Raw genomic sequence first — 12,229 nt, 5'->3', positions numbered from 1 at the left:
GGTACCCGACCCCGCGCACCCTTTTGCCATCCCCACCGAACCGGAGCCTTCCCATGCCGCTCTACCCCATCCTCAGCGCGCTGCTGTGCTACCCCGAGCAGGATCTGCTCGACGCCCTGCCCGAGATCGACGCCGCGCTGGCCGAATGGCCGCAGGCGCAAGCCACGCTGGCGCCGCTGTGCGACCTGCTCAAGACCAACACGCTGATCGAGCTGCAGGAGAACTACGTCGCCACCTTCGACCGCAATCCGGCCCACTCGCTGCACCTGTTCGAGCACGTGCACGGCGAGAGCCGCGACCGCGGCCAGGCAATGGTCGACCTGCTCGACGAATACCGCCGCGAGGGCTTCGAGCCGGTGACGGCGGAGCTGCCCGACTACGTGCCGCTGTTCGTGGAGTTCCTAGGCGTGCTGGCCGCCGGCGGCAGGGAGGACCACGCCGAGCAGTTGCTGGGCGACGCCATCCACGTGCTCGCCGCGGTCGGCGAGCGCCTGGCGCGCGACGAAAGCCCGTATGCCACGGCGTTCGCCGTGCTGCGCACGCTCACCGACGTGCAGCCGCAGCCGCGCACCGAGCCGCCGGTGCGCAGCATGGACGAAGCGCTGGAGACCTTCGGCCCCGGCGCCGACGGCGTGGAGCCGCTGCTCGCGCCGCGCCCGGCGGGCGACCAGCCCGTGCATTTCTACGCCCGCGGCACCGCGCCGCTGTCCACCGCACGCTGAGGCCACGACCATGAACCTGCTCAACCAGTTCCTCTACGGCATCTACCCCTACATCGCGCTGGTCGTGTTCCTGTTCGGCAGCCTGGCGCGCTTCGAGCGCGAACAGTACGGCTGGAAGAGCGACAGCTCGCAGCTGCTGTACCGGGGCAACCTGCGCGTCGGCAGCATCCTGTTCCACGTCGGCATCATCGGGCTGTTCTTCGGCCACCTCGTGGGCCTGCTCACGCCGGTGGCGGTATGGGACGCGCTGGGCGTCTCGCACGGCTTCAAGCAGGGCGTGGCGATGGCCGCCGGCGGCGTGATGGGCACCATGTGCCTGTCCGGCCTGCTGATCCTGCTGCACCGCCGCTTCACCAACGCGCGCGTGTCCGCGGTCACGCGCACCGGCGACAAGGTGCTGCTGCTGTGGATCCTCGTGACGCTGCTGCTGGGCCTGTCCACCATCTTCGAATCGTCGCGCCACATGGACGGCCACATGATGGTGCTGCTGATGACCTGGGCGCAGCACATCGTCACCCTGCGCGGCGACGCCGCCGGCTACATCGCGGGCGCGCCGCTGCTGTTCAAGGCCCACCTGTTCATGGGGATCTCGCTGTTCGCCATCTTCCCGTTCACGCGGCTGGTGCACGTGTGGAGCGGCTTCGGCTCGGTCGGCTACCTGGGCCGCGCCTGGCAGCTGGTGCGCAGCCGCTGACCGTCCCCGATCATCGCCCCCCGATCACCGCCCCAAGAGGAGAAAACCATGCCCATCCTGGTCAACGGCGTCGAGCTGGAAGACGCCGACATCGAACGCGAACTGGCCCAGCACGCCGGCACGCGCGAGCCCGCCCGCCATGCGGTGGTCGCCCTGGTGCTGCGCCACCTGGTGCGCGCGCAGGCGCAGCGGCTCGGGCTGCACGGCGACGACGAGGCGCTGACGCAGGCGCTGCTCGAGCGCGAGGTCGGCCTGCCCGAGCCGGACGAAGCCAGCTGCCGCCGCCACTACGACAGCCACCACGAGCGCTTCCGCGACGGCGAGTGGGTCGATGCCGCGCACATCCTGTTCCAGGTCACGCCGCGCGTGCCGCTCGACGCGCTGCGCGAGACCGCCGCGGCCACGCTGGCGCAGGCGCTGGCCGATCCGGCGGCGTTCGCCGGGCTGGCCAGGGAGCGCTCCAACTGCCCCAGCGGCGGCGCCGGCGGCGGCCTGGGCCGCGTGTCGCGCGGCGAGACCGTGCCCGAGTTCGAGCGCGCCATCTTCGCCGCGCGCCAGCCCGGCGTGCTGCCGCGGCTGGTCGAGACCCGCCACGGCCTGCACGTGGTGCGGGTGATCGCGCGCTGCGACGGCGTGCAGCTGCCGTTCGACGCGGTGCGGCAGCCGATCGCGCGCGCGCTCGCCGCGGCGGCGCGCGACCGCGCCTGGAAGCAGTACGCCAGCCTGCTCATCGGCGGCGCGCATATCGAGGGCATCGACCTCGGCGGCGCCGCGACACCGCTGGTCCAGTAAGAAGTCGTTTCAAAAGGATCCTGGCGTCGTTGCGCGGCACGGCAAGTACTGGTTGTACCGTCCGCGGCCGCGCGTCCAGCCAGGACCGCTTCGCTTCATCTTGAAACAACGTCCAGACCATCACCAACGCGCGCGGGCGGCAGCGGCGGTCCGCGCGGACACCACGCATGGGAGCGCAGTCATGCAACCCGCCATCATCGGCATCGCAGGCACCTCGGGCAGCGGCAAGACCACGCTGATCACGGCCATGCTCGCCTGGTTCCGCCTTCACGGCCTGACCGTCAACGTCATCAAGCACAGCCACCATCCGCTCGAGCTGGAGCCGCCGGGCAAGGACAGCGCGCGCTTTCGCCAGGCCGGCGCCGGCGAGGTGCTGGTGGCCTCGCCGTTCCGCTTCGCCATCGTGCGCGAGCTCGACGGCGCGCCCGAGCCGACCCTGCGCGAGCAGGTGGCGCGGCTGGCGCCGGCCGACCTGACGCTGGTGGAGGGCTTTCGCAGCGAGGACATCCCGCGCCTGGAGGTCTACCGGCCCGCGCACGGGCGCGCGCCGTACTACCCCGGCGATCCGTCCATCGTCGCGGTGGCCAGCGACGCGCCGCTCGACGCCGGCCTGCCCTGCCTGCCGCTCGGCCAGCCTGCCCAGGTGGCGCGCTTCATCCTCGGGCTGTGCGGCCTGGACGCCGCGGTGCCGCGCGATGCCTCGCCCGCGAACGGCGCGCGGCACGGTCCGCCGGCGGCCGCGTCCTGATCGCCGTCCGCCGTCCCGCCCATCCCGTCCGGAGGTTTCCCATGCCCAACGCCGACACCGCCACGCTGCCCCTCGTCTACGCCTGCTCGGGCTGCTCCAGCGTGGCGCAGCTCGCCAACACCTTTGCCATCCGGCTCGACCGCGGCGGGCAGGCCGAGATGTCCTGCATCAGCGGGGTCGGCGGCGGCGTCGCCGCGCTGGTCCGGGTGGCGCGCTCGGGCCGCCCGATCCTGGCCCTGGACGGCTGCCCGCTGGCCTGCGTGAAAGCCTGCCTGGCCGGCGCCGGCGTCGCGCCGGACCGGCACCTCGTGCTCAACCGCCTGGGCGCCACCAAGCGCCAGCACGGCGAATGCACCGAAACGGAAGCGGACGCGGCGTGGCAGGCGGTGACGTCGGCGTTGTCGTCGCTCGCGGCGCCCGCGGACGCGCCGCCGGCCGAGGCCGGCGCGATGCGCGAGCAGCGCCCGGCCTAGCGACCGCCGGCTGCCGCGCGCGCCCGCAGCGGGGCGCGCGGCAAGGCCCGCGTCAGCGGCCCGGCTGCGACGCCACCGCGCCCGGCGCCAGCTGTCGGGCCAGCCCGGCCAGCCATTCCGGCCGGTCCACCGTGTCGAGCCAATACTTGACCTCCAGCCCGAGCGCGGTATCGCCGCCGATGGACAGGCGCCGCTGGAAGAACAGCGTGTCGGTATCGGCCTCCCCGCCCAGCAGGCGCAGGTAGTCCGCGGCGTTGGCGCGCAAGGTCAGCGCCGGCGCGCTGCCGTCGAACGGGCCCGCGGCAAAGCGGCCGTCCACGCAGCGGAACCGTATCTGCAGGCCGAGATCATCCACCGCCAGCAGGAAGCCGTGGCCGTCGAGCGCGGCCGGCGGCCGCAGCCAGCCGCGCCGCCGCGCGAGTTCGAGCGCCGCCACCGCGGGCAGGGACTGCGCCGGCGCCGGCAGCGCGCGGTGCAGGCGCGCCAGGAGGGCTTTCGGGGCGATCATGCGCGCGCCTCCTGCCAGGTAATGCCGGCCTTGCCGTCCCAGTAGCCATTGCTGGGCGCGGCGCCCGCCGGCCAGTGGCCGGTGCCGGCCACGGCAGCCTCGCCCGCGCGCAGCGCCGCCAGCGCCGCCACCACGTCCAGCGTGGCGCTGGCATGCGGGCTGACGCGCACGAAGTCGATGCCCATCGCCGCCATCGCCGGCACCTCGGCGCACAGGTCGAGGCAGCTGGCGGACTGGATCTGCACCCCGTTGAGCGTGAAGAACGGCTGGCCCTCGCCGGTCGAGGCCACCAGCCCGTCCGGGTAGTCCAGGCAGCGGAACTCGCAGTTGTCCTTGCGCAGGCGGTGATGGCGCGCGGTGAAGCAGCGCGCCGAGAACGCCAGCGGCATGCGCCCCCACACCAGCACTTCCAGCCCCATGCCGGCCGGGCGCGCGGCCGCCAGCGCGGCCAGCGCGGTGCGGTCCATTTCCAGCGGCGGCACGCAGGCCACGGCGCCGAGCCCGCCCAGCCACGCCAGCGTGTCCGCGTGGTAGGCGTTCAGATGCGGGCCGCCGACGAAGGGCCGCCCCTGCATGCGGTTGACCGCGCCCAGGTCGTTGGCCTCGACCAGGTATTCGTCCTGCTCGCAGACGCGCTGCATGCAGGCGATGTCGCTGTCGGACTCGACCAGCACGGGCGTCGACAGCACCACCTCCTTGCCAGCGTCGCGCAGCATCCGCGCGATCTCCAGCCAGTGGGCGTGGCGCAGCTCGTGGCGGCGCGTGCAGACGGTCTCGCCCAGGTAGACGCGCCCGACCGCCGTGTCGGCGACGTCGGCATAGAACTGCATGACCTTGGAGCGCGGCCAGTAGTACAGCAGCGGGCCGAGCGCGATGCCGAAGCTGGGCGCCGCGGGCTCGATCATCGATGGATTCATGGGTAGTCCGGTTCCGGAAGAAAGAGGTTCAGAAAAAAAACAGAAGAGGCGCGGAGCGGGAAACCCGGCCGGCATCAGCGCCACGGCCGGTCGTAGGCGCCCTGCGTCACCTGGTCGCCCTCGGCGTGGCGGCCGAGCACGCCCTGCCATTCCTGGCGCGCGGCGAAGCGCGCCGGATCGGCGCAGGCGGCGTCGATGGCGGCGCGCAGCACGCCGACCACGTCGCCGACGTAGCGCGGGCTGCGCTGGCGGCCTTCGATCTTGATCGCGGCGATGCCCATGCCGATCAGCGCCGGCAGCAGCGACAGCGCGTTGAGGCTGGTCGGCTCCTCCAGCACGTAGCCGCGCTCGCCCTCCACCTCGAAGCGCCCCTTGCACAGGGTCGGGTAGCCGGCGGGCTCGCCCGGCGCGTAGCTGTCGATCAGGATGCCCGACAGCCGCGCGTGCATGGTGCCCTCGCGCTCCTCCCAGCGCACCGCATGCGCGGGCGAGCACACCCCCTTGTTGTTGGGCGAGTCGCCGGTCGCGTAGGACGACAGCAGGCAGCGGCCCTCGGCCATCACGCACAGGCTGCCGAAGCCGAACACCTCCAGCTCCGCGTCGGTCTGCCGCGCGAGCTTGCCGATCTGCGCCAGCGACAGCACGCGCGGCAGCACCACGCGGTGGATGCCGAAGCGCCGGCGCATCAGCTCGATGGCGTCGGCGTGCGTGGCCGAGCCCTGCACCGACAGGTGCAGGCGCAGCTGCGGATGGCGCTCGCGGGCATAACCCATGAGGCCGGGATCGGCCATGATGACGGCGTCCGCGCCGAGTTCGGCGGCGGCGTCGATGGCGCGGTGCCAGTTGGCCACCGCGCCCATCTGGGCAAAGGTGTTGATGGCGAACAGGACTTCCGCGCCGCGCGCATGGGCCTCCGCCACGCCGGCCCGGATGTCGGCCTCGGTGAAGTTCAGCCCGCCGAAGTTGCGCGCGTTGGTGGCGTCGCGCAGGCCGAGGTAGACGGCGTCGGCGCCGTGCTGCAGGGCCGCGCGCAGCGCCGCCAGCGAGCCGGCGGGCGCGACCAGTTGCGGGCGGCGGCCCGGGCCTGAGGTACCTGGTGTGTCTGGTGTCATGGATCTGCTCGATGAGGTTCGCGGCGCGCGCGGGCGCGATGGTCCGCGAAGGCCCGCGATGGCCCGCGATGGTCGTCAGGGCCCCGCGCGCGCCTGTGAGCCATGATCCTAGCCAAATGCGGCGCCCGGCCAATTGTCCGGGAGCAAGAGCCTGTGCCGCGGCGCGCGCGCGGGCTTGACGGCCATCCGCCAGGCGGCATAGGCCATTGGTAGCGCGCGGCCCGCCAATTGATCCAGCGCAAAAACCCGGCGGCGCGTCCATGCAACCCTTGGTGTCTTCCCGCGCCGCGCGGCACCGCCGCCGGCGGGCGGGAAGTCTTACCGAGGGCGATATGCAAGAGCATTGGCTGAAGCTGGCGGGCCGCAGGCTGGTCCCGGTGGTACAGGGCGGCATGGGCATCGGCGTCTCCGCGCACCGGCTGGCCGGTGCCGTGGCGAGCCAGAACGGCATGGGCACCATCGCCAGCATCGACCTGCGCCACCATCATCCCGACCTGCTGGCCGACACCGCCCGGTCGCGCGACAAGTCCCGCATCGAGGCCGCCAACCTGGTCGCGCTCGACCGCGAGATCCAGGGCGCGCGGCGGCTCGCGGGCGGGCGCGGCGCGATCGCGGTCAACGTCATGAAGGCGGTCGGCTCGCATGCCGCGCTGGTCCGGCAGGCCTGCGAGAGCGGCGCCGACGCCATCGTGATGGGCGCGGGCCTGCCGCTCGACCTGCCCGAACTCGCGGCCAGCCGCCCGGACATCGCGCTGATCCCCATCCTGTCGGACGCGCGCGGCATCGGCCTGGTGCTGCGTAAGTGGATGAAGAAGAACCGGCTGCCGGACGCCATCGTCGTCGAGCATCCGGCCCACGCCGGCGGCCACCTGGGCGCCGCGCGCATCGAGGATCTCGGCGAGCCGCGCTTTTCCTTCGCGCGCGTGCTGGCCGACTGCCGCGAGCTGTTCGCCACGCTGGGCCTGGCCTGGGGCAGCGTGCCGCTGATCCTCGCGGGCGGGATCAACAGCCACGCCAAGGTACGCCACTGGCTCGGCGAGGGCGCCGCCGCGGTGCAGCTGGGCACAGCCTTCGCCGTCACCGAGGAAGGCGACGCGCACCCGGACTTCAAGGCGGTGCTGGCCGGCGCCCGCCCCGATCAGTTGTGCGAATTCACCAGCGTGGCGGGCCTGCCGGCGCGCGCCGTGCTGACGCCGTGGCTCAAGCGCTACCTGTCGCGCGAAACCGCGCTGCGCACCCGCGCCAAGGTGCGCGACTGCCTGGAGGGCTTCGATTGCCTGCAGGCGTGCGGCCTGCGCGACGGCATCGGCCGCATCGGCCAGTTCTGCATCGACCTCAAGCTGGCCCAGGCCATGCGCGGCGACGTGGAGCGCGGCCTGTTCTTCCGCGGCAGGGGCGCGCTGCCGTTCGGCGACGCCATCCGCCCGGTGCGCGAGCTGATGCGCTACCTGCTCACCGGCGAAATGCCCGCCGGCTTTACCGCGCCCGCCGCGCCCGCCATGCCGGCGGCGCCGGCCGGCCAGGCCCTGTAGCGGCCCGGCCAGTTCATCCATCCGGGTGCCGGCGCACCGCATGCCGGCCCCGCGCACCAGGAGCATCATGGGATTCCTCGACAACAAGCGCATCCTCGTCACCGGCGTGCTGTCGCCCCGCTCGATCGCCTACGGCATTGCCGCGGCCTGCCGGCGCGAAGGCGCCGAGCTGGCCTTTTCCTACGCCGGCGACCGATTCCGGCAGCGCATCCAGGACATCGCCGGCGAGTTCGGCAGCGAGCTGGTGTTCGAATGCGACGTCGCCAGCGACGCCGCGATCGACGGCATGCTGGCGGCGCTGGCCGCGCGCTGGGGCACGCTGGACGGCCTGGTGCACGCCATCGGCTTCGCCCCGCGCGAGGCGATCTCGGGCGGCTTCCTCGACGGCCTCTCGCGCGAGAGCTTCCGCATCGCGCACGACATCTCCGCGTACAGCTTTCCCGCGCTGGCCAAGGCCGCGCTGCCGCTGCTGTCGCCGCGGGCCTCGCTGCTGACCCTGTCGTACATCGGCGCGCAGCGCGCGATGCCGCACTACAACGTGATGGGGCCGGCAAAGGCGTCGCTGGAAGCCAGCGTGCGCTATCTCGCCGCCGCGCTCGGCGCGCGCGGCACGCGCGTCAACGCCATCTCCGCGGGGCCGATCCGCACGCTGGCCGCGGCCGGCATCAAGGACTTCGGGCTGATCCTGGAATATGTGGAGCGGACCGCCGCCCTGCGCCGCAACGTGGACATCGGCGAAGTCGGCAACGTGGCGGCCTTCCTGCTGTCGGACCTCGCCAGCGGCATGACCGGGCAGGTGACCTACGTCGACGCGGGCTTCAAGGCAATGGCCTGCCCGCCGGGCGAATAGCGCCGCACAGAGCGCCCAACGGCGCCGCCCCACCGGCAGGCGTCACCCCGCCGCGCGGGAACGCAGGCGCAGCCCGTCCACGTCCAGCAGGTGGATCTTGCCGCGCTCGAGCCGCAGCAGCCGCTCGCCGGCCAGCGTGCGCATCGCGCGCGACAGCGTCTCCGGCGACAGCCCCAGCTTGGACGCGATCACGCGCTGCGTGCACGCCAGCCAGGTCCGCCCGCTCTCGCCCGCCTGCTGCAGCAGGAACTCCGCGACCCGCTGCAGCGCGCAGCGCAGGCTCACTCCCTCGATGTCCCGCATCAGCGTGACCAGCCGCGCCGACAGGTTCCTGAGCAGGCGCGCCGACAGCTCCGGCGCGCGCGCGATCGCGCGCTGCATGGCGGCGGTGTCGATGCGGATCACGGCGCTGCGCGCCAGCGCCCGGCATTCCACCAGATAGGGCGCGTCGAGGAACATCACCGCCTCGCCGAACACCGCGCCGGGGCCGAACACCTCGATGGCCTTCTCGCGCCCGGGCATCACCGGCAAGGCGAGCTTGACCATGCCCTCCGCCACGATATGCAGGCCCTTGCACGGCTCGCCGCGCCCGAACAGCACGCCGCCCTTGGGCAGGCGGCACGAGCGCGCGGCCAGCGCGAGCTCGTCCAGCAGGGCCGGCTCGAGGCCGCGGAACAGCGGCAGCCGCGCGAGGCGGGCGGCCTCGGGCGCGTGGTCTGCGCCGGCGGCAGCGCCGAGCCCGTGCCAGTGCAGCGGGCTGGTGAACTGATTCAGCATGGTTTCCTCTCCGGATTGCCTTTGCGCGATGCCAGATGCCGGCCGGGCGGCCGCTCTTCGCATGGGACGCGGACCGCACTCCCGTGCCTTCCTGGCCGAATTCTGGCACACTCCGGGCACGAAAAATTTATGTCACTGTGTGATATTTTCACAAAGTCGGACAGCCATCACCGCGCACGCATGCGTTCTTGATCTGGCGCAAATCGCCACCCGTTCCAGCCGTCAAAATGCGACTAGCCCCGACTGCGCCCATCCCTATTCCATATCGCAAACCACCCGCCCGGGGCCGCCACATGGTAGACCGCACGCCCCCCGATTCCTTCGCTCCCGCCGTGGAGCCGCCCATCCCCGCGCCGTCCGGCGAGCCCGCCATGCCGGGCCTGCGCCACCGCCTGTCGACGCGCATCGTCTCGCTCTCGCTGGGCGCGCTGCTGATCGTGCTGACCATGATTTCCGGCACGCTGTGGCTGTCCTGGCAGCTCGAAGGCGCGGGTGCCGCCATCAACGACGCCGGCAGCCTGCGCATGCGCGCCAACCGCGTCGCCATCGAGCTGGCCAGGGCGCGCGCCGGCGAAAACCATCGCCTCGACGCCGAGATCGGCGGCATGGACGACACCCTGGCGCGCCTGCACCACGGCGACCCGGCGCGCCCGCTGTTCCTGCCCAGCGCGCCGGCCATCCACGCGCAGCTCGAGCGGGTCACGCTCGACTGGAACCGCCGCATCAAGCCCGACGCCCTCGCCGACCTCGGCGCCGCGCCGGGACAGGCCAGCGCCTACCTGCCCGCGCTGTCCTCCTTCGTCGACCAGATCAACCTGCTGGTCAACATGATCGAGCAGGAAAACACCACCAAGACCACCCTGCTGCGGCTGTCGCAGGCCGGGCTGGCGGCGATGGCGTGCATGGGCACGGTGGCCGTCATCTACCTGCTCTACATCTGGATCATCCTGCCGGTGCTGCGCCTGCAGGACGGCCTGCAGCGCATGGCCGCGCGCGAGTTCTCGCTGCGCCTGCCGGTGGAGACGCGCGACGAGTTCGGCATGCTGGCCGGCGGCTTCAACCGGATGGCCGCCGAACTGCAGGGGCTGTACCAGGACCTGGAGGCGCGCGTGTCGCAGAAGACCGCGGAGCTGGCGCGGCACAACCGCGACCTCACCGCGCTCTACGACATGGCCGCCTTCCTCAACATGCCGAACGGCGCCGAGGCGCTCTGCCGCGGTTTCCTGCAGCGCGTGATGAAGCAGTTCGACGCCGACGGCGGCAGCGTGCGCATGATCGACGCCGAGCACAACCAGCTCCACCTACTGGTGTCGGCCGGCCTCTCCGCGGAGCTCGAGGAGGCCGAGCACTGCATGCAGGCGGATGCGTGCTTCTGCGGCGAGGCCGCGAGCGAGTCGGTGGTGCTGATCGAGGACCTCGGCAAGGGCGCGGCGCTGTCCGCCCGCCAGTTCACGCCCGGCACGCGCTTTCGCTGCGCCGGCGAGGGCCTGCCGGGGCTGGCCGTGTTCCGCATCGAGACCCAGCGCGCGGTGCTCGGCACGTTCTCCCTCCACTTCCGCCATCCGCTGCAGCTGCCCGCCTCCGACGTGCGCCTGCTGGAGACGTTCGGGCAGCACATCGGCGTGGCGCTCGACCACCTGCACCTGTCGGAGACCGCGCGCCAGCTCGCCGTGGTGGAGGAGCGCAACCTCGTCGCGCAGGGCCTGCACGACAGCATCGCCCAGGGCCTGAACTACCTGAACCTGCAGGTGCAGCTGCTGCAGGACGCGGTCGCGCGCGGCGACGTGGACGAGACCCGCGCGCTGGTGCCGCTGCTGCGCTGCGGCGTCGAGGAAAGCTACCAGGACGTGCGCGAGCTCCTGCTCAATTTCCGCAGCAAGCTCGGGCACGGCGAGCTGCGGCAGGCGGTGGAAGACACGGTGGCGCGCTTCCGGCGCCAGAGCAGCACCGAGCTGGCGCTGGTGTTCAACGACGCCCAGGGCGGGCCGCCCCTGCAGCCGGAGCAGCAGTTGCAGGTGCTGTTCATCCTGCAGGAGGCCCTTTCCAATATCCGCAAGCACGCGCGCGCCGCCCACGCCAGCGTGATCGTGCGCAACGGCCGCGCGTTCAGCATGGTGGTGGAAGACGACGGCGAGGGCTTCGACCCCATGACGCCGGCCGGCGACGACCAGGCCCACGTGGGCCTGCACATCATGCGCGAGCGCGCCGCGCGGCTGGCCGCCAGCCTGCGCATCGTGGCCGCGCCGGGCACCGGCACGCGCGTGGAGCTCGTGCTGCCGCGCCAGGGCCCGGCCCAACCTCTTGAGTGAATACCATGACCATCCGCATCCTCCTGATAGACGACCACACCCTGTTCCGCTCGGGCGTGCGCGCGCTGCTCGCGCGCCAGACCGATTTCGAGATCGTCGACGAAGCGGCCGACGGCGTGGAAGGCGTCAAGCGGGCCAAGCAGCACCGGCCCGACGTGATCCTGCTGGACCTGAACATGCCGGGCCTGTCCGGGCTCGAAACCCTGAAATTCCTGGTGGAGGACCTGCCCGGCTGCGCCGTGGTCATGCTCACCGTGTCCGAGGAAGCCGAGGAGCTGGCCGCGGCGCTGCGCAGCGGCGCGCAGGGCTACCTGCTCAAGAACATCGAGGCGGAGACCCTGACCAGCGCCATCCGCCGCGCCGCGGCCGGCGAGGCGGTGATCTCGCCCGGCATGACGGAAAAGCTGGTCGCGCAGTTCCGCGCGCCCGCCCCGCAGCCCGCGGCGGCGGCCAGCGCCGGCGACAAGGCCCGCCTGACCTCGCGCGAGCACGAGATCGTGCGCGGCCTGGCGCGCGGCGAAAGCAACAAGGAGATCGCGCGCGAGCTGGGCGTGGCGGAAAGCACGGTCAAGATCCACGTGCAGAACATCCTCAAGAAGCTCAACCTGACCAGCCGCGTCCAGATCGCGGTCTACGCGGTCGAGCGCGGGCTGACCACGCCCGGCTGACCCGGCCATGACCGAAACCGTCATCCCCATCTTCGACCTGCGCGACCATCGCTACCGCTCGATGATGCCCGTCATCCCGGACGTGCTCGCCGCGCCCTCGGGACTGGTTGCCGACACCCGCGGCAGG

Annotated in this window: 13 protein-coding genes; 9 read left to right on the top strand and 4 right to left on the bottom strand. The window is 72.4% G+C overall.

Annotation, left to right across the window (positions count from 1 at the left end; all coding sequences use genetic code 11):
* Positions 1-53 precede the first annotated feature (53 nt).
* The 5 genes from narJ to KF708C_RS07835 all read left to right on the top strand — a co-directional run bounded on the left by narJ (position 54) and on the right by KF708C_RS07835 (position 3,429).
* Complete coding sequence (gene narJ / locus KF708C_RS07855) at positions 54-722, top strand: nitrate reductase molybdenum cofactor assembly chaperone (protein ID WP_020206255.1); 669 nt, start codon at positions 54-56, stop codon at positions 720-722.
* A gap of 10 nt (positions 723-732) precedes the next feature.
* A complete protein-coding gene (gene narI, locus KF708C_RS07850) occupies positions 733-1,416 on the top strand; it encodes a respiratory nitrate reductase subunit gamma (RefSeq protein WP_020206256.1) in 684 nt (227 codons plus the stop codon).
* Between the two features lie 48 nt (positions 1,417-1,464).
* Entirely contained in the window at positions 1,465-2,208 is a 744-nt protein-coding gene (locus tag KF708C_RS07845; RefSeq protein WP_059411398.1) for a peptidylprolyl isomerase, read from the top strand.
* 181 nt (positions 2,209-2,389) lie between these two features.
* Positions 2,390-2,956 (top strand): molybdopterin-guanine dinucleotide biosynthesis protein B, encoded by a 567-nt coding sequence (gene mobB, locus KF708C_RS07840; protein WP_059411397.1) that lies wholly within the window; start codon positions 2,390-2,392, stop codon positions 2,954-2,956.
* Between the two features lie 41 nt (positions 2,957-2,997).
* On the top strand, positions 2,998-3,429 hold the full coding sequence (locus KF708C_RS07835) for a putative zinc-binding protein (protein WP_059411396.1): 432 nt from the start codon (positions 2,998-3,000) through the stop codon (positions 3,427-3,429).
* Between the two features lie 52 nt (positions 3,430-3,481).
* Here KF708C_RS07835 and ubiT read toward each other — a convergent pair whose 3' ends face one another.
* The 3 genes from ubiT to ubiU all read right to left on the bottom strand — a co-directional run bounded on the left by ubiT (position 3,482) and on the right by ubiU (position 5,966).
* On the bottom strand, positions 3,482-3,937 hold the full coding sequence (gene ubiT, locus KF708C_RS07830; RefSeq protein WP_059411395.1) for a ubiquinone anaerobic biosynthesis accessory factor UbiT: 456 nt from the start codon (positions 3,935-3,937) through the stop codon (positions 3,482-3,484).
* Complete coding sequence (locus tag KF708C_RS07825; protein ID WP_155888359.1) at positions 3,934-4,854, bottom strand: U32 family peptidase; 921 nt, start codon at positions 4,852-4,854, stop codon at positions 3,934-3,936. The genes ubiT and KF708C_RS07825 overlap by 4 nt, the downstream gene beginning before the upstream one ends.
* A 74-nt stretch (positions 4,855-4,928) precedes the next feature.
* Positions 4,929-5,966 carry a ubiquinone anaerobic biosynthesis protein UbiU gene (gene ubiU / locus KF708C_RS07820; RefSeq protein WP_020206262.1) on the bottom strand — a complete coding sequence of 346 codons (1,038 nt, stop codon included), beginning with the start codon at positions 5,964-5,966 and terminating at the stop codon, positions 4,929-4,931.
* A gap of 332 nt (positions 5,967-6,298) precedes the next feature.
* Between ubiU and KF708C_RS07815 the strand changes: the two genes are divergently transcribed.
* On the top strand, positions 6,299-7,498 hold the full coding sequence (locus KF708C_RS07815) for an NAD(P)H-dependent flavin oxidoreductase (protein ID WP_020206263.1): 1,200 nt from the start codon (positions 6,299-6,301) through the stop codon (positions 7,496-7,498).
* Between the two features lie 67 nt (positions 7,499-7,565).
* Positions 7,566-8,348: an enoyl-ACP reductase FabI gene (fabI, locus tag KF708C_RS07810; protein ID WP_059411394.1), complete on the top strand. Its 783-nt coding sequence runs from the start codon at positions 7,566-7,568 to the stop codon at positions 8,346-8,348.
* Between the two features lie 42 nt (positions 8,349-8,390).
* Here the strand turns inward: fabI and KF708C_RS07805 are convergent, their stop codons facing one another.
* Positions 8,391-9,125, bottom strand: coding sequence for a Crp/Fnr family transcriptional regulator (locus KF708C_RS07805; protein ID WP_020206265.1), 735 nt, complete (start codon positions 9,123-9,125; stop codon positions 8,391-8,393).
* A 293-nt stretch (positions 9,126-9,418) separates the two neighbouring features.
* On the opposite strand from KF708C_RS07805, the gene KF708C_RS07800 reads away from it, so the two are divergent.
* A complete protein-coding gene (locus KF708C_RS07800) occupies positions 9,419-11,434 on the top strand; it encodes a type IV pili methyl-accepting chemotaxis transducer N-terminal domain-containing protein (protein ID WP_370552797.1) in 2,016 nt (671 codons plus the stop codon).
* Between the two features lie 5 nt (positions 11,435-11,439).
* Positions 11,440-12,102, top strand: coding sequence for a response regulator (locus tag KF708C_RS07795; protein ID WP_059411393.1), 663 nt, complete (start codon positions 11,440-11,442; stop codon positions 12,100-12,102).
* The last annotated feature ends 127 nt before the right edge of the window (positions 12,103-12,229 follow it).

Source organism: Cupriavidus basilensis (assembly GCF_000876015.1).
Lineage (GTDB): Bacteria > Pseudomonadota > Gammaproteobacteria > Burkholderiales > Burkholderiaceae > Cupriavidus > Cupriavidus basilensis_B.
The sequence above is the reverse complement of the archived record's forward strand: the minus strand, read 5'-3'. Positions and strand labels throughout refer to the sequence as shown.

What these genes read in the sequence shown, in the direction of transcription:
- narJ (WP_020206255.1), top strand. Translation starts at nt 54, where the DNA reads ATGCCGCTCTACCCCATCCTCAGCGCGCTGCTGTGCTACCCCGAGCAG.
- narI (WP_020206256.1), top strand. Translation starts at nt 733, where the DNA reads ATGAACCTGCTCAACCAGTTCCTCTACGGCATCTACCCCTACATCGCG.
- KF708C_RS07845 (WP_059411398.1), top strand. Translation starts at nt 1,465, where the DNA reads ATGCCCATCCTGGTCAACGGCGTCGAGCTGGAAGACGCCGACATCGAA.
- mobB (WP_059411397.1), top strand. Translation starts at nt 2,390, where the DNA reads ATGCAACCCGCCATCATCGGCATCGCAGGCACCTCGGGCAGCGGCAAG.
- KF708C_RS07835 (WP_059411396.1), top strand. Translation starts at nt 2,998, where the DNA reads ATGCCCAACGCCGACACCGCCACGCTGCCCCTCGTCTACGCCTGCTCG.
- ubiT (WP_059411395.1), bottom strand. Translation starts at nt 3,937, where the DNA reads ATGATCGCCCCGAAAGCCCTCCTGGCGCGCCTGCACCGCGCGCTGCCG.
- KF708C_RS07825 (WP_155888359.1), bottom strand. Translation starts at nt 4,854, where the DNA reads ATGAATCCATCGATGATCGAGCCCGCGGCGCCCAGCTTCGGCATCGCG.
- ubiU (WP_020206262.1), bottom strand. Translation starts at nt 5,966, where the DNA reads ATGACACCAGACACACCAGGTACCTCAGGCCCGGGCCGCCGCCCGCAA.
- KF708C_RS07815 (WP_020206263.1), top strand. Translation starts at nt 6,299, where the DNA reads ATGCAAGAGCATTGGCTGAAGCTGGCGGGCCGCAGGCTGGTCCCGGTG.
- fabI (WP_059411394.1), top strand. Translation starts at nt 7,566, where the DNA reads ATGGGATTCCTCGACAACAAGCGCATCCTCGTCACCGGCGTGCTGTCG.
- KF708C_RS07805 (WP_020206265.1), bottom strand. Translation starts at nt 9,125, where the DNA reads ATGCTGAATCAGTTCACCAGCCCGCTGCACTGGCACGGGCTCGGCGCT.
- KF708C_RS07800 (WP_370552797.1), top strand. Translation starts at nt 9,419, where the DNA reads ATGGTAGACCGCACGCCCCCCGATTCCTTCGCTCCCGCCGTGGAGCCG.
- KF708C_RS07795 (WP_059411393.1), top strand. Translation starts at nt 11,440, where the DNA reads ATGACCATCCGCATCCTCCTGATAGACGACCACACCCTGTTCCGCTCG.